This is a genomic window from Aquimarina besae (assembly GCF_042434905.1).
Classification (GTDB): Bacteria; Bacteroidota; Bacteroidia; order Flavobacteriales; family Flavobacteriaceae; genus Aquimarina.
Map to the genome: position 1 here is coordinate 2,305,036 of NZ_CP170199.1, position 18,996 is coordinate 2,324,031.

Consider the following 18,996-nt stretch of genomic DNA (forward strand, 5'->3'; position numbering starts at 1 on the left):
TTTACCGTAAAAAATCCTACAAATTGAGCAATATAACGAATTTTTTGTACGGTAAAACCGTAAAAATTGTGTATTTCGTCGGTTTAAAAAATCACTTTATCTAAAAGTTTTTAAATTATTTTAACACGCTATTTTTTCATCTTAAATTTACATCAGTTAATCAAAGTTACATTAAGCCCCCAATACTATGAAAACTATCTTTTTTACTATCGCAGTTTTATTTTCTACCCTAACCATCACAGCACAAGAAGGTGCTAATCAGGAACCTCAGATGGCAACTAAGAATATAAAAAGTTCTAAAGTAGATTTCTTCAAAGCATTGGTAAAGGCAAATAACTTTGATATTACTATAAAGGATACTCGGAAGGAAGTTGCTTCAACTGTAAATACAACCAAAACTGAATTTTACAGAAGCTTATTAGAAAAAACAGGTTTCAATACAGATGTAAGAAAAACTACCAGATTAACTGAAGTAACTGATAAAAAAGGAGATACTGAAATTACTCAAAAGAATGCTGTAGTAAGTTTAATGCCATAATGGTAAAAAACTAAACAAAATATAAATCATAGTATGACTCCTTCGTTTTGAAGGAGTTTTTTTTGCTTTATAGTAGATAGTTTGAATGTACTGAAAAAAAATAGTCGCTACCAACATCGTGTGACCGGATAGGAGTTTATGAATTGATTTGGTAGCTATCGGTTACTTTTTAAGTAATAACTCTTTTCTACTCGTGATGTTTAATTTACTGTAAATATTAGAGATATGGGTTTTTACGGTATTTACGCTAATAAAAAGTTCATTCGCAATTTCTTTATTGCTCTTTCCTGAAATAATTAACTCTTTGATTGTGTTTTCTTGCTTACTTAAAGATATGAAAGATTCGCTCTTATCGTTTTTTCTTTTTCTTAGGACAATAAAAACCATACCAACAATAAGTAATCCTACAATACCATTAAAAAGCATACTGATAGAATATTTTTTCTCAATTTTATCTTTATGAATTAAAGAAAGTTTATTCTCTAAATACACAAATAAAGCCGGGTCGATATCACTGGATTTTAATTCTTTTAATAAACCAGCATAGTAAGCAGTATTTTCTTTAATATCTTTTTCAAGTAATTTCTTGTCATCCAATTTTTTGATACTTATTAGTTTTACCAAAAGAATCTGTAAAGAGTCTTTTGCATAACCTTTAGTCCTGAGTAAATACTTTTCAGTATCAAAATCATCGTGTAGACTTTCGAATTTGGATTCAAATTTTTTTAGTTGCTGCCATTCTTTATCCGCCTTATTATTGGTAGTGTAATTGTCAAATAGCGACATTCCTTTTTCAAAATAAATCGAATCATTCTTGGATAAAATGAATAGCTTATCGTTTTTAATGATCTCTGTATTCCCCGATAATGTTTTTGTAGGGTCAATATGAATTCTATAAATGCGATCATTGCTATCAAACCATTTTTGGTCGAATGAGAAATATCCATCTTTAGAAACTAAAGAAGAAGCAATGGGAATGTAGGTGTGTCCATTGGCAGTACCGTTTAGTTGCACTTCACTCAATTGTACTTGTTTTTCCCAATTTTCAGGATTTTTAAGATCTAAATAACCAGAAACAATTTCTTGTCCATTTGCAAAGAAACCAACAAATAGTAGTACGATGAAAAGATAAAATATATTTCTCATGATTCTTGTTATTTAAATTGAAAGTAGTAAGGTGGTAAAAATAATAAAATAAGAAATAACATGTTCACAAATAAAAACCGCCCCAACTGAATCTAACAGCGAAGCGGTTTTATTATCTATGTTCTAAAGCGTAGCTTTTTAAAATCAAAAGTTCCAAAAACGTAAGCGCTTCTTCATTATTTAATCATCTCAAAACTACGTTTGATAAACGCTGTGAGTTCCTCTCCTTTAAGAAGGTTTTGAGAAAGTCTTGCTAAATCTAGTGATTGCTTGATTAAACGTTCTTTCTTTTTTTCTGTTTTGGTATCCTTTATTTGGGTGATTAAATCATGATTTGTATTCACAATCAGATTGTACATCTCTGGCATGTTACCAAACATATTCATTCCGCCACCGCCAGTTTGCTGCATCTCTTTCATACGGCGCATAAACTCAGGTTGAGTAATCATAAATGGAGAAGCAGAACTGTCCATTGCTTCTAATTGCACGGTATATTTCTCACCAGGAATTACCTTTTCTAAATCTGCCTTCAGGCTTTCTTTTTCTTCATCAGATAGCTTAGAAATTGTTTCCTCATCTTTTTTGATCAAATTATCAATATGATCCCCATCCACACGTACGAAAGAGATATTTTCCTTACTAGTTTCTAACTTTTGAATCAAATGCGAAACTATTGGAGAATCCAATAATAGTACTTGGTATCCCTTATCTTTTGCAGCAGAGATGTAAGCGTGTTGCGCATCTTTATCAGAAGCATAAAGAATAACCAGCTTATTATCTTTATCTGTTTGGTTTTCTTTTATTTTTTCTTGTAGTTCTTCAAAAGTAAAATAGGTGTCATCAACGGTAGGATAAAGCGCAAATTTGTCTGCTTTTTCAAAGAATTTATCCTCAGATAACATTCCATATTCAATCACTACCTTGATATCATTCCATTTCTTTTCAAAATCCTCTCTGTCATTTTTGAATAAAGAATTTAGCTTATCCGCCACTTTACGGGTGATATAGCTAGATATTTTCTTGACAGCACCATCAGCTTGTAGATAAGATCTCGAAACATTTAGTGGAATATCCGGAGAATCAATAACACCGCGAAGCATCGTTAAAAATTCAGGAACGATACCTTCTACATTATCCGTTACAAAAACCTGATTTTGATATAACTGAATTCTATCCTTTTGGAAATTCATGTCCTGACCAAGTTTTGGAAAATATAATATCCCTGTAAGATTGAAAGGATAATCTACATTAAGATGAATGTTAAAAAGTGGCTCCTCGAACTGCATAGGATACAATTCCCGATAAAAACTTTTATAATCTTCATCTTTCAAATCCGTTGGTTGTTTTGTCCAGGCTGGATTTGGGTTATTAATAATGTTATCTACTTCTTTAGTAGGAGCAGGATCTTCTTCTTTTGCACCTTCAGGTTTTGGTAATGTTTCTGTTTTTGTACCAAATTTTATCGGTACTGGCATAAACTTATTGTATTTAACCAATAACTCACGAATTCTCGATTCTTCAAGGAATTCGACATCATCTTCTCCGATATGTAAAATGATTTCTGTACCTCTTTCGGTTTTATCATGAGGTTCGATAGTATAAGTAGGAGAACCATCACAAGTCCAGTGCGCTGCAGGTTCATCTTTATAGGATTTTGTAATTATCTCCACTTTATTGGCGACCATAAATGCAGAATAAAAGCCAAGACCAAAATGTCCAATAATTCCAGAATCTTTTGCACTATCTTTATACTTTTCCAAAAATTCTTCAGCACCCGAAAAAGCCACCTGATTGATGTACTTTTCTACCTCTTCTGCGGTCATCCCTATTCCTTGATCGATAATATGAAGAAGTTTATTTTCTTTATCAATTTTAACTTCAATTCTTGGGTCACCATACGCTACTTTTGCTTCACCAATATTGGTCAAATGCTTAAGTTTAAGAGTTGCGTCTGTTGCATTAGATATTAATTCACGCAAAAAGATCTCGTGATCAGAATACAAGAATTTTTTAATCAAAGGAAAAATGTTTTCTACCGATACATTAATACTTCCTGTTGCCATATTTTTATGTTTTTATTTTAATTATCGCTATTGCCTTTTAGTAGTCAAAAAAAATACCAATTCTACAAGGCTGACAAACTGACATTGAAAGAGAATTTCTACACTCCGGATGTAAGAATAATACCCACTCTTCGTCTACTATTAGAAGCTTAAATAAAGTTTCATTTTTTATGAAACAACTTTAACAATTTTTTTGTTTAGGTTTTTATTAAAAAAGTTAAACAATTATTATCTTTACCATGTAAAATGAGAATTATGGCAGCATCTAATAAAAAACAAGTAGTTGATAGTCAGTATATCATTACTAAATACATGAACTATGTTTTGGAACACGAAGAGTATCCAAAGTCGGTATATAAGTTTTGTAAGGAGTCTAAAATAAAAGAAGAAGAATTTTATCAATTTTATGGTAGTTTAGATAGCGTGAATAAAGGTATTTGGAATACTTTTTTCAGCACTACTATTGATGCGATGAATGCAAACAAGGAGTATGAGCGTTTATCGAGTAAAGACAAAATGCTAACTTTTTTCTTTACTTTCTTTGAGATGCTAACGCTAAATAGAAGTTATGTACTCTTTACTTTAGAATATCACAACGCGCCTTTAAAAAATATGGGACAGTTGAAAGGACTTAGAATGCACGTAAAGAATTTTGCAAAAGAACTAATTGAAATAGACAACGAGGATAAAATGTTTAAAATTGCGAAAAATCCTGTGTCCGTATATTCTGAGGGAGCATGGTTACAGTTCCTATTTCTATTAAAATTCTGGATGGATGATGAATCTGCTGGTTTTGAGAAAACTGATATTGCCATAGAAAAATCAGTAAATACGATTTTTGATTTATTCGATAATACACCATTAAGTAGCGTGTTAGATTTCGGAAAATTCCTTTGGAAGGAAAAGGCAATGTGGAACTGATAGATTGAAAAGGATTTAAAGAAAATAAATAATATAAATGAAGACAATAGATAAAATACCAACTACCAAAATAGGACGCACCACAGAACTGGTAAAAACCGGAGTTAAGGTGGGTGGTAATTATCTGAAATATTATAGTAAGAAGGCCGTAAATCCTAATATTACAAGAGATCAACTAAATGAAAGCAATGCTGCTGATATTTATGATGGATTAAAGAACTTGAAAGGAAGCGCTTTGAAGGTAGCACAAATGCTTTCTATGGAGAAAAATTTATTGCCCAACGCATATGTTGAAAAATTTTCTTTATCGCAATTTAGTGTTCCTCCGTTATCGGCTCCGCTAGTTAGGAAAACATTTAAAAAATATCACGGAAAATATCCGGAAGATTTATATGATACGTTTGCAACTCAATCTGTTAACGCCGCTAGTATCGGACAGGTACATAAGGCATCTAAAGACGGGAAAAAACTTGCTGTGAAAATTCAATATCCTGGAGTTGCAGACAGCATAAGTTCTGATTTGGCGATGGTTAAGCCCATCGCCATCAGAATGTTTAATTTAAAAGGAAAGGATTCTGATAAATACTTTCAGGAATTAGAAGGTAAACTCTTAGAAGAAACAGATTACATTTTAGAAGTACAGCAAAGTAAAGAAATTACGGAGGCTTGCTCGAAAATACCTAATCTGAAATTTCCGACTTATTATGAAGATTTATCCAGTAAACGAATTATTACGATGGACTGGATGGATGGTGTACATTTAAGCGAATTTGCCAAAGGGAATACAAATCAGGAGAAAGCAAATAAAATTGGGCAGGCATTGTGGGATTTTTATATGTATCAGATGCATATTTTAAAAGCGGTACACGCAGATCCACATCCTGGTAATTTTCTGGTAGATAAAGACGATAATTTAATAGCTATAGATTTTGGCTGTGTTAAAAAAGTTCCTATGGAGTTTTACACACCTTATTTTGAGTTAGCTGTAAAAGAAAATATCGAGGACCCCGATTTTTTTGCCCTAAAGATGTTCGAACTGGAAATACTCCGAGAAGATGATTCTGATGATGAGAAAGCCTTTTTCTCGGAGTTATTCTATGAGATGTTAAGTCTTTTTACAAGACCTTTTAATGAAGAAGTCTTTGATTTTGCTGATGAAGGTTTTTGGGGATCAATTACAGAATTAAGTGAAAAATATTCTAAAGATACTGAGCTGAGAAAAATGAATGGTAACAGAGGAAGTAAACACTTCTTATATATCAATAGAACATTCTTTGGCTTATATAATTTGTTGCACGATCTAAAAGCTACAATTCGTGTGAAAAATTTTGAAAAGTACCTTTAGTCAGTCATTCTGACTGGCTTTGGTTTGTTTATTTATTGGTTAGGTTGTTAGAAAGGCATGCTGTGGTTGGCGTGCCTTTCGTTTTTTATCTGATGAAATGGTTAGGATTAATTGTTACAACCTATGACTAATTGCTAATAATTATGAAATACGAGAATAAAAGAATTATTTACAGTCATATCATATGCTTGTATTTATTATGCGTGCATACAATAAGATTGCCGTTTCTTTTAACAAAAACGTAAGAATACATATCTTGCTTTGCAGTTTTTTTAGCAACACAGGTTATACGCTATAATTACGCACAATACACACTCAATATTATAACAATATGTATACTTCAAAAGTAACGGGATTAGGAAGTTATGTTCCTGAAAATGTTGTCACCAATGACGATCTTTCTAAAATTATGGATACCAATGACGCCTGGATTCAGGAACGTACAGGTATAAAAGAAAGACGTCATATCAAAAAAGGAGACGGAAATAGTACTTCTGTCATGGGAGTTAAAGCAGCAAAAATAGCTTTAGAAAGAGCAAAACTCACAAAAGACGATATAGATTTTATCATTTTTGCCACCTTAAGTCCTGATATGTATTTTCCAGGAGGGGGAGTTAGAGTCCAGGATATGATGAATATGGATACCATTCCGGCATTAGACGTACGTAATCAATGTAGTGGTTTTGTTTATGCTTTATCTGTAGCTGATCAATTTATCAAAACGGGTATGTACAAGAATATTTTAATTATCGGGAGCGAGAATCATAGTGGTGGTTTGGATATGACGACAAGAGGTAGAGGGGTTTCGGTAATATTTGGTGATGGAGCAGGAGCAATGGTGTTATCCAGAAATGAAAAAGATGATGGAAGTGGTGTACTCTCCACTCATTTGCATAGTGAAGGAGCACACGCCAAAGAATTGTCATTGGAAGGGCCCAGTACAGAACATTGGGTTCCAGAGATTATTGCAGATAATGATCAGGAAAATATACCATATTATCCTTATATGAATGGACAATTTGTATTCAAGAATGCCGTAGTTCGATTTGCAGAAGTGATCAATGAAGGATTAGAAAAAAATAATCTACAGGCCTCTGATATAAATATGTTAATTCCACATCAGGCAAATCTTAGAATTTCTCAGTTTGTACAAAAACAGTTCAGACTTTCTGACGATCAGGTGTATAATAATATTCAGCGATATGGAAACACAACAGCTGCTTCTATTCCGATAGCTTTAACCGAAGCCTGGGAAGAAGGAAAAATAAAAAAAGGCGATTTGGTGGTCCTAGCTGCTTTTGGAAGTGGCTTCACTTGGGGTAGTGCTATCATTAGATGGTAATTAAAAAAGTAATACTTCTATATACAAAAAATCGCGAAGATGGTGCTTCGCGATTTTTTTATTGTTACCCGGGTTATTTTTTTTCTTTAAAGGCTAATTCAAATAAATCATAACCATATTGGTACTATAATAGACGTAACAAATTACATAGTGTTACAAAAAGATTGATTTTTTTACATTTATCTTATTTTGAGTCATTTTGATTAAAAAACTCTTAAATTTAACAAATAATATAAAAATAATTCAGGTAATTAACATTTTATTTGTTTAAAGTATTCCTCCGCCTGTTTTTTCATTCTTATCCCTTCTCTTTCTGGAAACTTTTCTATTCTTTCCACTCCCAAAGCGATAGGATAATCCAAGAAAAACGGTTTGTGTTTCTCCTTGAAATTGTCCGCTTTGTTCAAAAGGAAAATCTCCGGAGAATCTAAAACGCATTGTATTAAAAATATCATTAAAGTTGATACTTGCAGTTCCTTTTCCTTGTAAAAAATTGTATCGGGCTCCTGTATTCACAAAGTAAAACGGTTTTGTTTTAAATTGAATACCTTCTTGTTCTCCCCGGTAAAACCCAAAAACCTGAAAGGTTAAGTTCTTGGTGGCTTTAAAGTTATTATTAATCCTAAAATTGTAAATTACCGCATCAACCTCACTGGCCACTTGCACGATTTCATCCATCCCATTTACTTCTATTACATCTTCTACGATTCCTTTTTGTGTTTGCGCATACAAATCAAAGCTTGCATTAAAGTTCCACCACTTGGTTGGTCGGTAGTTGCTGGAAATCTCTATTCCGTACGCAGAATTGTTATCAAAATTTTCAAACGTAAGTATTTGACCTTCTTCTACCGTTGGATCTGCAAGCAATGTTTGGTTGATCCCATCATTGATAATTCTATAAAAAGTACCTGCAGTGATAGATCCTCCTTTTAGTTTTCTGGTATAGTTAAATTCTATAGAATTTGTAAACTGGGGATCTAACTCAGGATTTCCTCTTGAAGTTATTCTTGGTGTCGCCCATTCCCGAATAGGATTTACCTGATTTAATCCCGGTCTGTCCACTCTGCGGCTATAACTTAGCTGATACGTATTTTTTTCTCCAGGAGTATAAGTAAGATAAGCAGAAGGATACACTGTGAAAATATCGTCTTCAAATACTTTTTGATTATTAAAAATAGCTTCTACCTGATAACTTTCTAATCTGGCACCTATTTGATATGACCATTTTTCGTAGTTTTTTCCGTAGGTAGCATACAATGCGTGGATATCTCTGTCGTAATTGTATTTTGAATCATCAAATAATGTAGATTGGTACTGGTTTTCCGTGCGTCTTATACGTCCTTCATATCCCAGTTCTAATTTTGCTTTTTCTGATAAAGGGTTTACATAATCTAAATTAATAGTAGTATTCGTTCTTTCATTATTCAATACATCATCGTAATTGGGTGTGGCGCCTCCGATAAAATTAAAATCATCATCACTGTCACTTTCTAAAATATTATAATCAACTTCCAATTCTATGTTATGTCCTTCTTTTTTGAAGTCATGTTTGTAATCAAAATTATAGGTAGATCCCAAATTATCTCTACTATTTATCAGACTCTGAAATATATTTTCTTCTTGGTTGTCGAGAAATATAATATCGGTTGTACCATTAGTACCACCATCAAATAAATTTTGATTCGTATAAAGAGAGATCGTATTTCTATCGTTGATGTAGTAGTCGAAACCTACTTTGATAAGATGCGATTTGTTATTATCCAGAAAACGAAAATCAGTTCTATAATTTTGGTCTCCTCTAAATACAAAACCTTGATTCAAATTTTTAGTAATATTGGCGCCGTAATTTCCATAAACATTGATTTTACCACTTCGATAATTTAAATCTATAGAACTGTTAAATCGTGCATTTTGATCCCAGTTCACCCCTAGATTTACATTTCCGTTAAAACCAATATTGGCATTTTTACGAAGTACAATATTTATAATTCCGCTCATACCTTCTGGATTATATTTTGCAGAAGGATTGGTAATTAGCTCAACAGATTTGATTGAGGTCGATGGAATTTGTTTTAACAATTGAGTTGGTGAGATATTCGTTGGCTTACCATCAATTAATATTTGTACATTAGGATTACCGCGTAAGGCTATATTTCCATCTTGATCTACATTTACAGATGGAATATTTTGCATAATTTCGGATGCGGTACCTCCTGTTGTTGTAAGGTCTTTTCCGATATTAATCACTTTTCTATCAATCTTTTGTTCGATAGTAGTACGTTCTGCTATGATCGTAACATCATCCAGAGCCTGAGCTTCTTCTTCTAAAGCAATAGTGCCAACATCGATGTCTTTGCTTTTTCTCGAAATTTCAATGGGTTGAGAATGGCTTGTATATCCAATAAACTGAATTTTCAAGATGTAATTACCATTGGGTACATCGGTTATTAAAAATGTTCCATCATCTTTGGTAATACCACCGCTTATTAACTTTTCTGAGCCATCATTAATGATTATAGTGGCATAGGGGATAGGTTGATTCAGTTTTTTATCAATTACTTTTCCTTTAATCGTTCCTATGAAAGCGTCGTTATTAGGTTGAGCTGTGACGATAACAGAACATAATAAAAGAAATAATAGAATGGGTTTGTAACCTCCATAGAGGTTGGGTCGGTTGATTGTTTTCATTTTACGTTTATTTGATTGACTTTTGTATAGCACCGTTCTTTGTAATGGTTGATACAAAGGCACGGATTTTCCCTTTTTGCACGACGTTGATTAGACGTGTGTTTGTTATATGACGACTTACTATAAGATCTGTTACATCACGTATAATTTTTAACAATTAATTACAAAATCAAAAACCGCCCCTGGATAAGGGGCGGTCTTCTATAATAATCAAATAGTAACACTAACCATCAACTATGAATAAAATTTGATTATTAAGTAACTAACTAACTAAATTTATGAAAAATCATATTTCTTTATCTATAAGACGTGACCGATAAGGCATGTGTTACACGTCCTTTTTGTTTTTAACATTTTGACGTATATTTTTAACGTTTGTAGGGTGAAACACTCTTATATTAACTTTAATTTGCAAAAAAAATAAACGGTCCTATGTCCAAGAAGACTTTAGTATTAGGGGCTTCCCTAAAACCTAATAGATATTCTAATATTGCTATAAACAGATTAGTAAGTTACAAACAAGATGTCGTTGCTATTGGTCTTCGTGCTGGTTTGGTATCCGGAATTGAGATAAAAGTAGGTATGATTGATTTTGCCGGCATCGATACTATAACGCTTTATCTTAATCCTAGTCGCCAAGAGGAGTATTATGACTATATTATAAATCTGAATCCTAGAAGGGTCATCTTTAATCCTGGTACTGAAAACCCTATACTCTTTGAAATTCTAAAGCGAGCCAATATTGAAGTTGAAGTCGCCTGTACGTTAGTATTACTTTCTACGAATCAGTATTAATCCAATGAAGGTTAATAAACCATTTAGAGGTAGTAATTCATAGCCGATTTTATAACCGCCAATAAATTCAGCTGGTATTTTCCATACTCCAATAATAATTAGAACTGAGAGTAAAGCAACGATCCAACTATATTGATCTTTGATTTTGTAATTGGTAAAAATCCCAAAGGCAAACAATCCTAGTAATGGACCATAGGTAAAAGTAGCAACGGTTAATAAATTACTGATTACATTTTCTGTTAATACGTGTTTAAAGATGATAATCACAATGATTAATAAGGCACTCATAGCAATATGAGTTTTCTTTCGGATAGCTACCTGATCTTTTTCGTTTTTTTTCTCTATTCCTAAAAAATCTATACAAAAAGAAGTTGTTAATGAAGTTAAAGCGCTATCTGCACTACTGTATGCTGCAGCAACTAATCCTAAAATAAACGCAACAGCCAGTACAATACCTAATCCTGCATTAATCGCTATTTCTGGAAATAATAAATCAGTCTTTACATCACCATCTACGATCGGCGTGGCGATATTGAATTGATCTGCGTATATAAATAATAATGCGCCTAATAAAAGAAAGATAAAATTCACTACTATTAAAACCAAACTAAAAGAAATCATATTTTTTTGTGCTTCTTTCAAATTGCGACAGGTTAAGTTTTTTTGCATCATATCCTGATCTAATCCTGTCATACAGATGGCAATAAACATTCCTCCAATGAATGATTTGAAGAAATGATTTTTTGCTAAAAAGCTATCGAAAATGAATATTTTATCATAGCTTTTTAAAGCATCAGAAGAAAGAAACTCTGAGAATGACCATCCTATTTGATCATTGATATAATAGATAGCTGTGCCCACAGCTAGGAGCATGAATAATGTTTGTAAAGTATCTGTCCAAACGATAGTTTTGATACCTCCTCTAAAGGTATATATCCATATCAAAAGTATGGATAGAATCACCGTAATTTCGAATGGTACCTTCCACTGGTCGAAAATATATTGTTGTAAAACAATTGCTACCAGATATAATCTAAAGGAAGCACCTAAAACTCTGGATATAAAAAAGAAAAAAGCACCGGTTTTATAGCTCACGACTCCAAACCTTTCTTCTAAGTATTGATAAATCGACGTAACATTCAATTTATAATAGATGGGCATTAAAATGTAGGCAATTACAAAATACCCAACCAGATATCCAAATACCACCTGCATATAGCTAAACTGTGCACCTTCAACCCATCCGGGAACAGATATAAATGTAACTCCGCTTAGTGAAGCACCAATCATACCAAAAGCAACTACATACCAAGGCGATTGTTTATTGGCCTTAAAGAAGGTCTCGTTTCCTGAATTTTTTCCTGTGAAATATGAAATTAAAAGTAGTACGCCAAAGTATACAGCGATCAAAAGCAGAATATGTATGGGTTGCATATAGAAATCCGATTAGTAAAACACCAAAATACGAATTAATATGTATACACAACCAACTGCAAAAGGTAAACTATCGATTCCTGGTATCGCTCTCGATCATACCATCTCGTAATCTTATAACTCGGTGGGCGTGTGCAGCTACTTCTTCCTCGTGTGTAACAAGGATTACTGTATTGCCGGCCGCGTGAATGTCGTCAAACAATTGCATGATTTCTAAAGAAGTTTTAGAATCTAAATTCCCTGTAGGTTCATCAGCAAGAATAATAGAGGGTTTGTTGACCAAAGCACGACCAACAGCAACTCGCTGTCGTTGACCTCCAGAAAGCTGATTTGGTTTATGATCCATGCGATCTGCAAGTCCTACATCTGCTAGAACTTCTTCTGCTCTGGCAGTTCTATCTTTTTTAGAAGTTCCGGCATAAACCATGGGTAATGCTACATTATCCAAAGCAGTAGTTCTGGGAAGTAAATTAAAGGTTTGAAAAACAAATCCAATTTCTTTATTCCTTATTTCAGCTAGTTCATCATCTGTCATTTTACTAACATCATTTCCGTTCAGATTATAGGTTCCGTCAGTCGGCGTGTCTAAACAGCCCAAAAGGTTCATTAAAGTAGACTTGCCCGATCCCGATGGCCCCATGATCGCAATATAATCCCCTCTTTTAATCTCAAGATCAATACCCTTAAGTACGTAAACGGTCTCTTGACCAAGTTGAAAATTTCTTATGATACCTTTAATCTCGATGACGTTTTCCATGTGACGTATTAAATTACAGCTGTAAGATACAATTTTAGCTAATATGACGCATTAAGGATCGAGTTGTTACATAAAAAGTAATTTTTTATTTATATGACATTTCTCATTTTTTAGTTGCTTGATTTGTAGTACATTTTCTTTTTAACAAACCGTCTAAAATATTCGTGATGTCTACAATAGAAAAATCCACAGTTGTAAGTAGTGATGCTTCATCTAATAAAGATAGGCGGGTTTTGAGTAGGACTAATATCAATTTTTGTGTAACATATGCCGATGAGGGTGTTGTCGTTTTAAGAAGCAGATCTAGCGAAAGGGACTATGTTAAAAAATCTTCAACAGTATTATGTCATACAGATATGCCCAAAGCAATTCTTAAAAGGTTTTGGGTGCAATTACACAGTAAAAGAAATACAATTCTTGTTAATAAAAGTCCGCTAGAAGATAATGGTTATTACTGGGTTACTATTGATTTTGATGCACAATTTAATTTAAGAAACCATACGTTTTGGTTTCTTGCAAGAAGAATTTCTCCATCAACACAAACAGTTAAAGAAATCTCTAAATTATATGATAAGCTATTGTCTATTGAACAAACTATGGGGCTTGAGGTGTCAGAGAAATATTTGATAAGATTTTTAAAAGAAAGAAACCAAACCTTTGACGAATATATACAAGAAATTATTAAGCTCTAATCACAAAGTGCTCTTTTTCTTGTTCTTTTCTAAAAAAGACAAACCCCAAACCATAGGTGTTGATGGTTACTTTGGTTTTTGAGTTGTTTTGTATTTGTTTCCATATAGATTGATTAGACTTTGATTTATGGATTTTATTGAATAGCAGTAGCGAATCATTATGAACTAAAGAGAATATAGTTTTCAATAACTCAGGATTGTTTTTACATTGAGCAATATCTACATAGATGAAATCGAATAAATTTTGATCTTCAGGAGAATTGGTGATAGAGACCTGATTGTTTATTGATAAAATTTGGGTTATAAGATAAGATGAATCACTTAAGATCAATATCTTTTTGTAATCTAGATAGGGAATGAGCCTGTTTAGAAGTTTAGCATTTTTTAAACTAATTTCACAAGGATTATTTTTAACAACTGATGTTATAAAATCCTCTGATGCCCTTTCTTTTCTATTATAAAAACACTTCGTAACCAAATGATATACAAATGGCGAATGGACACCATGTTGATTGGTAGATTTCCATAAAAAGCACAGATAAGATTTAATTTTAAATAACATCAGTTCGAAGAATAGATATCAGTTATTCCATTTTCTCAGAAAGTTCTAGCCAACGCATTTCTTTTTCTTCGATAGCGTCTATAATATCTTTGAGTTTAGCAGATTCTTCATTGATTTTATCTCCTTCGAGTGCACCACTGTTAAACAGAGCTTCGATCTCTTTTTTCTGAATTTCTAATTTTTTTAGATCGCGTTCTATACGGTTGTATTCTTTTTGTTCATTATATGATAAGGTCGTTTTATTATCTTTTTTCCAGGAAGTTTTTGTTTTAGTCTCTATGTCAGGTGTTTTTTCCTTCTCGGGTTCGCGACTATTTTCATAAATGCGATAATCAGAATAATTACCAGGAAAATCTTCAATGATACCATTACCTCTAAAAACAAATAAATGATCTACTATTTTATCCATAAAATAACGGTCGTGAGATACTACGATCAAGCAACCAGGAAAATCCAATAAGAAGTTTTCCAGAACATTTAATGTAACTATATCAAGGTCATTTGTTGGTTCATCCAGAATTAAAAAATTAGGATTTTGTATTAAAACGGTACAGAGGTATAAACGTTTTCTTTCTCCTCCACTTAGTTTTTCTACAAAATCATATTGTTTTTTTCGGTCAAATAAAAAGCGTTCCAGTAGTTGTTGTGCAGAAATTTGTCTTCCTTTTTTTAGCGGGATGTAATCGCCAAATTCTCTGATAACTTCAATGACTTTTTGTCCTTCTTTGATAGTAATTCCTTTCTGAGTATAATATCCGAATTTTACAGTATCACCAATCACTATTTTTCCCTGATCCGGTGAAATGGATCCGGTAATCATATTCAGAAATGTAGATTTCCCAGTTCCATTTTTACCAATAATACCTACTCGTTCTCCTTTTCTAAAAACATATTCATATTTGTCTAGTAATATCAGGTCTCCAAAACTTTTCGAAACTTTATGGATTTCTAGAATTTTGCTGCCCAGACGTTCCATATTGATTTCTAATTGTACTTCGTGATCATTTCTTCTTTTATGGGCACGTTCTTTTATTTCATAGAAATCATCAATTCTGGATTTGGATTTTGTTGTGCGAGCTTTTGGCTGCCGTCGCATCCAGTCTAATTCTTTTTTATAAAGTTGTTTTGCTTTTCCGGTTTCAATTTCTTCATTAGCAATTCTAGCTTCTTTATTCTGCAAGTAATAGGCATAATTACCTTTATAACTATATAATTTACCGTTTTCTAACTCTACAATCTCATTACATACATTTTCCAGAAAATAACGATCGTGAGTTACCATAAATAAGGTAAAATTCTCTTTAGCAAAATACTCTTCCAGCCATTCGATCATTTCTAGATCCAAATGGTTCGTAGGTTCATCGAGATATAATAATTCTGGTCTGCTCAATAAAATATTGGCTAAGGCCAACCTTTTTTTCTGTCCCCCGGAAAGTTGACTTACTTTTTGATCCAGATTTTCAAGTTTTAACTTAAAAAGAATTTGTTTGTATTGCGTTTCAAAATCCCAGGCATTTAAAGCATCCATCTGCTCGAAGGCTTTTTGGTATCCTTCAGTATCGTTTGGGTTTTGCAACGCTTTTTCGTACGTATTGATTACCCGCAATGTTTCGTTATCTGCAGCAAAAATGGTTTGTTCGATCGTTAGATTAGGATCTAGATTTGGTTCTTGAGGTAAGAAAGCAACTTTTAGGTTTTTTCTATATACAACTTGTCCTTCATCAGGTTCTTCATCGCCTGCAATGATATTAAGAAGTGAAGTTTTACCTGTTCCATTTTTTGCAACAAATCCTATTTTTTGACCTTCATTAATCCCAAAGGAAATGTTTTTAAACAGTATGCGTTCTCCAAAGGATTTGGCTATATTTTCTACTGAAACGTAATTCACGAGCTTTTTTTAAAGACGCTAAGGTACAAAGTTGACGTATAATAAATCTATTCGTTGCAAAGTTTCTTAATAGGTAATAAAGTATCTTTAAAGAGAATAATAAAATTAAATACAAAAAAGAGTGTGATTTATACCATCACACTCTTCTGGGTTTATTTAAAAAACCAGCGTAGCGTTATGATTAGCTACTTAGTCCAACTTCAGCAGAAACAGTCACCTTACAATTAGAAACTGTGACACAACAACAGTCACAAAGCCCCCATTGATCTGCATAACATCCACAGGTTCCAAATTCCACATCACATTCTATACTAACTCCGATCCCGGCTTCCAGTATAACATTATCAGGATCAAGATTATTAAGAAATGGAGCGTGATCGTATGTTGCGGATAACTCTTTTAATCTTTCTGAGTGTTTGAAATTGCTATCCACAACAACTTCTTTCATTACAGAAACAATTTCGAATTCTTTAAAATAAGGTACTCTTTTGCTATGCTTAAAAATTGCAGCAGAGGTATAGATTCCATCATTTGCCTTAAGATCATTATAAGATCCATCATCAAAAAAGGAGGTGTTATCAAATGTTACTGTGTCTAGCATAGGTTCTTCTTGAGAAAAATTTACAAATACTAGCTCTCTCACGTATGCTTCTTCAGAAATACTTCTGATCCTCGAATCGATTAAAGCAACATTCTCTTTAAAAAAAGAAGATTCTCCCTCTTCACGATTTTCTGTCTCTATAATTTTTTTTTGATTACCAACTGTATTGTCAAGATTATCCTTGCTACAGGATAATAAGGTGAATAAACATCCTAATATTACTGTGTGAATTTTTATTTTTTTCATGATACTTGTTTTAAATATTACTTACTCTATTCGCTTTTCGCTTTCTAAAAATTATTATGTAAAAAAGAGTATTGGATGATCAGTCCAAATGATAAACAATTGTTTATTTATAGAGAAGAGTATAAGCACTAAAAATTGTTACCCTAGTAATCTTAAGTTTTTTTTTAAAAAAAATATAAAAATCTGATTTATAAATAAATGAATATGGAATCTGAAATTTATTTTCCATTTCAGAATTAAGTTTTTCTTATTTTACAAACTTGATAATTGAAACCATATACTTCTTACATAGATTCTTGATACAGAAACTGACTTACTTGGCTTAAATAAAAAATTATATTTTCTTTCGTCGTTTGGTAAAGGAAAATAAAAAGATCAAAATCATTAAGAAAATAGCTACTCTCGCTAAGTAATCACCAGCTCTGACATAAAAAGTAATTTTGTCATTAGTCTTAAGTTTGCCTTTTAGGGCTCCTTGTTCATTATAGCTCAACGATGCAACCAGATTACCAGTTTGATTTATAATTGCAGAGATTCCGGTATTAGCGCTTCTGGCGATACTTCTTCGGGTTTCAATCGCTCTGAGTTTTGCATAACTAAGATGTTGTTTATGCCCTTGTGTAACTCCCCACCAGGCATCATTTGTAATGATTGCTAAAAAATCTGCATTGTTTCTTATATAACCAGTAACAAATTCTCCATAAACACTTTCATAACAAATAATAGGTCCGGCGCCTATACCTTCTTTTGTAAAGAAAACCTCGCGATCTGGTTGTGTTGTTTTTTTTGCAACGGTGCCTCCTAAGTCGATCATGGCATCACCAACAATAGGTTTAAAAACACTTTGATATGGAAAATTCTCAACACCGACCACCAATTTGCTTTTATGGTACAGTTCATCAGTTCCATCAGGTCGAACCAGAAAGGCAGAGTTGTAGTCGTCATAAAATACGCCACTTTTATGTTCATTGGTTTGTGCGTGTACTTTTGTAGGATCCTTAAAAACATCCAGTAATGAAATACCGGATAAAAAGTTAGCTTTAGGATAACCCTCAATAATATTTAAAGCAGTCTTTTTTGCAATAGAATTATTGAAATTCTTCAATCTATTGTTATCAGCAAAAACTGTTTCTGGTGCGATAATAAAGTCAGTTGTATCGGTAATTTCTGTTGCAGTAATTGTAGTTAATAATGTACCCACACGATCATCAGAGGTGTTGTATTTTTCAGTGTACGGATTTATGTTGGGTTGAAGAATTACAACTTCGATCTCTCGACCACCTTCTTCATAAGTTTTTAGAATTATAATGGATATAAAAATTGGTATTATAATAATAAGCCCATTTTTAAACGCTGACTTATAAAGAATTGATTTGTCTTTATGTTCGATAAACAGCAATACACTTTTGAAAACTCCAATATTTACAATCCATATCCATAGAGTTCCGCCAAAAGTACCCGTATATTCATACCACTGTATCCAAGAAGTGAAATTGGCGAATCCATTACCTAGATTAAGCCACGGCCAGGAAAATTGCCATTGGAGATGCAGGTATTCAAAGCTCATCCAGATGCATACCAAAAAAATCGAACCGTTATTAAAAGAGGATCTTCTGGCAACTACATGATAAATCAGAAATACGAGTGCCATTAATAAACTATTTACAATTTCTGCAAACCACATTCCAAAGGGAGTAGAATTATAGATCCACCAGGTAGTGATCATATTCCAGATAAAAAATGTAAGAAAAGATAAACCAAACACTTTGATTTTATGGTGTCGTTTATTACGAATTTTGTATTCGGTAACTAATAATGGTACGAAACCAAAAAAAAGAAATAGAGGAAAGCCGTAGGTAGGCCAACCGATTGCAAGTAAAATACCGGAGATGATGACAAGTAAGATGTTCTTCATAAAGAGTGTTCTGTCTTAATAACGAAAATAGTTTTATTTCGTTACAAAACTTAAAGCTTAAGC

15 protein-coding genes are annotated in these 18,996 nt (G+C 32.8%); 6 read left to right on the forward strand and 9 right to left on the reverse strand.

What is annotated here, in order from left to right:
• Positions 1 to 187: 187 nt before the first annotated feature.
• Entirely contained in the window at positions 188 to 538 is a 351-nt protein-coding gene (locus ACE94K_RS09955; RefSeq protein ID WP_378183606.1) for a hypothetical protein, read from the forward strand.
• 162 nt (positions 539 to 700) lie between these two features.
• On the opposite strand, the gene ACE94K_RS09960 is transcribed toward ACE94K_RS09955, so the two are convergent.
• Positions 701 to 1,684 (reverse strand): response regulator transcription factor, encoded by a 984-nt coding sequence (locus ACE94K_RS09960; protein WP_378183609.1) that lies wholly within the window; start codon positions 1,682 to 1,684, stop codon positions 701 to 703.
• Between the two features lie 176 nt (positions 1,685 to 1,860).
• Positions 1,861 to 3,747: a molecular chaperone HtpG gene (gene htpG / locus ACE94K_RS09965; protein ID WP_378183612.1), complete on the reverse strand. Its 1,887-nt coding sequence runs from the start codon at positions 3,745 to 3,747 to the stop codon at positions 1,861 to 1,863.
• A gap of 255 nt (positions 3,748 to 4,002) precedes the next feature.
• On the opposite strand from htpG, the gene ACE94K_RS09970 reads away from it, so the two are divergent.
• The 3 genes from ACE94K_RS09970 to ACE94K_RS09980 all read left to right on the forward strand — a co-directional run bounded on the left by ACE94K_RS09970 (position 4,003) and on the right by ACE94K_RS09980 (position 7,355).
• Entirely contained in the window at positions 4,003 to 4,668 is a 666-nt protein-coding gene (locus ACE94K_RS09970; protein WP_378183615.1) for a TetR family transcriptional regulator C-terminal domain-containing protein, read from the forward strand.
• A 37-nt stretch (positions 4,669 to 4,705) separates the two neighbouring features.
• Positions 4,706 to 6,013 (forward strand): ABC1 kinase family protein, encoded by a 1,308-nt coding sequence (locus tag ACE94K_RS09975; protein ID WP_378183618.1) that lies wholly within the window; start codon positions 4,706 to 4,708, stop codon positions 6,011 to 6,013.
• Positions 6,014 to 6,344: 331 nt separating this feature from the next.
• A complete protein-coding gene (locus ACE94K_RS09980; RefSeq protein WP_378183620.1) occupies positions 6,345 to 7,355 on the forward strand; it encodes a 3-oxoacyl-ACP synthase III family protein in 1,011 nt (336 codons plus the stop codon).
• 267 nt (positions 7,356 to 7,622) lie between these two features.
• Here the strand turns inward: ACE94K_RS09980 and ACE94K_RS09985 are convergent, their stop codons facing one another.
• Positions 7,623 to 10,043 carry a TonB-dependent receptor domain-containing protein gene (locus ACE94K_RS09985; protein WP_378183623.1) on the reverse strand — a complete coding sequence of 807 codons (2,421 nt, stop codon included), beginning with the start codon at positions 10,041 to 10,043 and terminating at the stop codon, positions 7,623 to 7,625.
• Between the two features lie 432 nt (positions 10,044 to 10,475).
• On the opposite strand from ACE94K_RS09985, the gene ACE94K_RS09990 reads away from it, so the two are divergent.
• Positions 10,476 to 10,838 carry a CoA-binding protein gene (locus tag ACE94K_RS09990; RefSeq protein WP_378183626.1) on the forward strand — a complete coding sequence of 121 codons (363 nt, stop codon included), beginning with the start codon at positions 10,476 to 10,478 and terminating at the stop codon, positions 10,836 to 10,838.
• Here the strand turns inward: ACE94K_RS09990 and ACE94K_RS09995 are convergent.
• Together ACE94K_RS09995 and ACE94K_RS10000 are read right to left on the reverse strand one after the other, a co-directional pair.
• Positions 10,815 to 12,272: a sodium:solute symporter gene (locus tag ACE94K_RS09995; RefSeq protein WP_378183629.1), complete on the reverse strand. Its 1,458-nt coding sequence runs from the start codon at positions 12,270 to 12,272 to the stop codon at positions 10,815 to 10,817. The two genes, ACE94K_RS09990 and ACE94K_RS09995, sit on opposite strands and share 24 nt — an antisense overlap.
• A 70-nt stretch (positions 12,273 to 12,342) precedes the next feature.
• Positions 12,343 to 13,029 carry an ABC transporter ATP-binding protein gene (locus tag ACE94K_RS10000; RefSeq protein ID WP_378183632.1) on the reverse strand — a complete coding sequence of 229 codons (687 nt, stop codon included), beginning with the start codon at positions 13,027 to 13,029 and terminating at the stop codon, positions 12,343 to 12,345.
• Between the two features lie 167 nt (positions 13,030 to 13,196).
• Here ACE94K_RS10000 and ACE94K_RS10005 point away from each other — a divergent pair, with 167 nt between their 5' ends.
• Entirely contained in the window at positions 13,197 to 13,721 is a 525-nt protein-coding gene (locus ACE94K_RS10005) for a hypothetical protein (protein ID WP_378183635.1), read from the forward strand.
• Here the strand turns inward: ACE94K_RS10005 and ACE94K_RS10010 are convergent.
• The 4 genes from ACE94K_RS10010 to lnt form a co-directional block, all read right to left on the reverse strand.
• A complete protein-coding gene (locus tag ACE94K_RS10010; protein ID WP_378183638.1) occupies positions 13,711 to 14,283 on the reverse strand; it encodes a hypothetical protein in 573 nt (190 codons plus the stop codon). The genes ACE94K_RS10005 and ACE94K_RS10010 overlap by 11 nt on opposite strands.
• A gap of 22 nt (positions 14,284 to 14,305) precedes the next feature.
• Positions 14,306 to 16,171, reverse strand: a complete 1,866-nt coding sequence (locus ACE94K_RS10015; protein ID WP_378183640.1) for an ABC-F family ATP-binding cassette domain-containing protein — start codon at positions 16,169 to 16,171, stop codon at positions 14,306 to 14,308.
• Between the two features lie 181 nt (positions 16,172 to 16,352).
• On the reverse strand, positions 16,353 to 17,018 hold the full coding sequence (locus tag ACE94K_RS10020) for a hypothetical protein (RefSeq protein ID WP_378183643.1): 666 nt from the start codon (positions 17,016 to 17,018) through the stop codon (positions 16,353 to 16,355).
• A gap of 334 nt (positions 17,019 to 17,352) precedes the next feature.
• A complete protein-coding gene (lnt, locus tag ACE94K_RS10025) occupies positions 17,353 to 18,933 on the reverse strand; it encodes an apolipoprotein N-acyltransferase (RefSeq protein WP_378183646.1) in 1,581 nt (526 codons plus the stop codon).
• Positions 18,934 to 18,996 lie beyond the last annotated feature (63 nt).

What these genes read in the sequence shown, in the direction of transcription:
- ACE94K_RS10005 (WP_378183635.1), top strand. Translation starts at nt 13,197, where the DNA reads ATGTCTACAATAGAAAAATCCACAGTTGTAAGTAGTGATGCTTCATCT.
- ACE94K_RS09980 (WP_378183620.1), top strand. Translation starts at nt 6,345, where the DNA reads ATGTATACTTCAAAAGTAACGGGATTAGGAAGTTATGTTCCTGAAAAT.
- ACE94K_RS09990 (WP_378183626.1), top strand. Translation starts at nt 10,476, where the DNA reads ATGTCCAAGAAGACTTTAGTATTAGGGGCTTCCCTAAAACCTAATAGA.
- ACE94K_RS09985 (WP_378183623.1), bottom strand. Translation starts at nt 10,043, where the DNA reads ATGAAAACAATCAACCGACCCAACCTCTATGGAGGTTACAAACCCATT.
- ACE94K_RS09970 (WP_378183615.1), top strand. Translation starts at nt 4,003, where the DNA reads ATGGCAGCATCTAATAAAAAACAAGTAGTTGATAGTCAGTATATCATT.
- ACE94K_RS10010 (WP_378183638.1), bottom strand. Translation starts at nt 14,283, where the DNA reads ATGTTATTTAAAATTAAATCTTATCTGTGCTTTTTATGGAAATCTACC.
- ACE94K_RS10020 (WP_378183643.1), bottom strand. Translation starts at nt 17,018, where the DNA reads ATGAAAAAAATAAAAATTCACACAGTAATATTAGGATGTTTATTCACC.
- ACE94K_RS10000 (WP_378183632.1), bottom strand. Translation starts at nt 13,029, where the DNA reads ATGGAAAACGTCATCGAGATTAAAGGTATCATAAGAAATTTTCAACTT.
- lnt (WP_378183646.1), bottom strand. Translation starts at nt 18,933, where the DNA reads ATGAAGAACATCTTACTTGTCATCATCTCCGGTATTTTACTTGCAATC.
- ACE94K_RS09995 (WP_378183629.1), bottom strand. Translation starts at nt 12,272, where the DNA reads ATGCAACCCATACATATTCTGCTTTTGATCGCTGTATACTTTGGCGTA.
- ACE94K_RS09960 (WP_378183609.1), bottom strand. Translation starts at nt 1,684, where the DNA reads ATGAGAAATATATTTTATCTTTTCATCGTACTACTATTTGTTGGTTTC.
- ACE94K_RS09955 (WP_378183606.1), top strand. Translation starts at nt 188, where the DNA reads ATGAAAACTATCTTTTTTACTATCGCAGTTTTATTTTCTACCCTAACC.
- ACE94K_RS09975 (WP_378183618.1), top strand. Translation starts at nt 4,706, where the DNA reads ATGAAGACAATAGATAAAATACCAACTACCAAAATAGGACGCACCACA.
- htpG (WP_378183612.1), bottom strand. Translation starts at nt 3,747, where the DNA reads ATGGCAACAGGAAGTATTAATGTATCGGTAGAAAACATTTTTCCTTTG.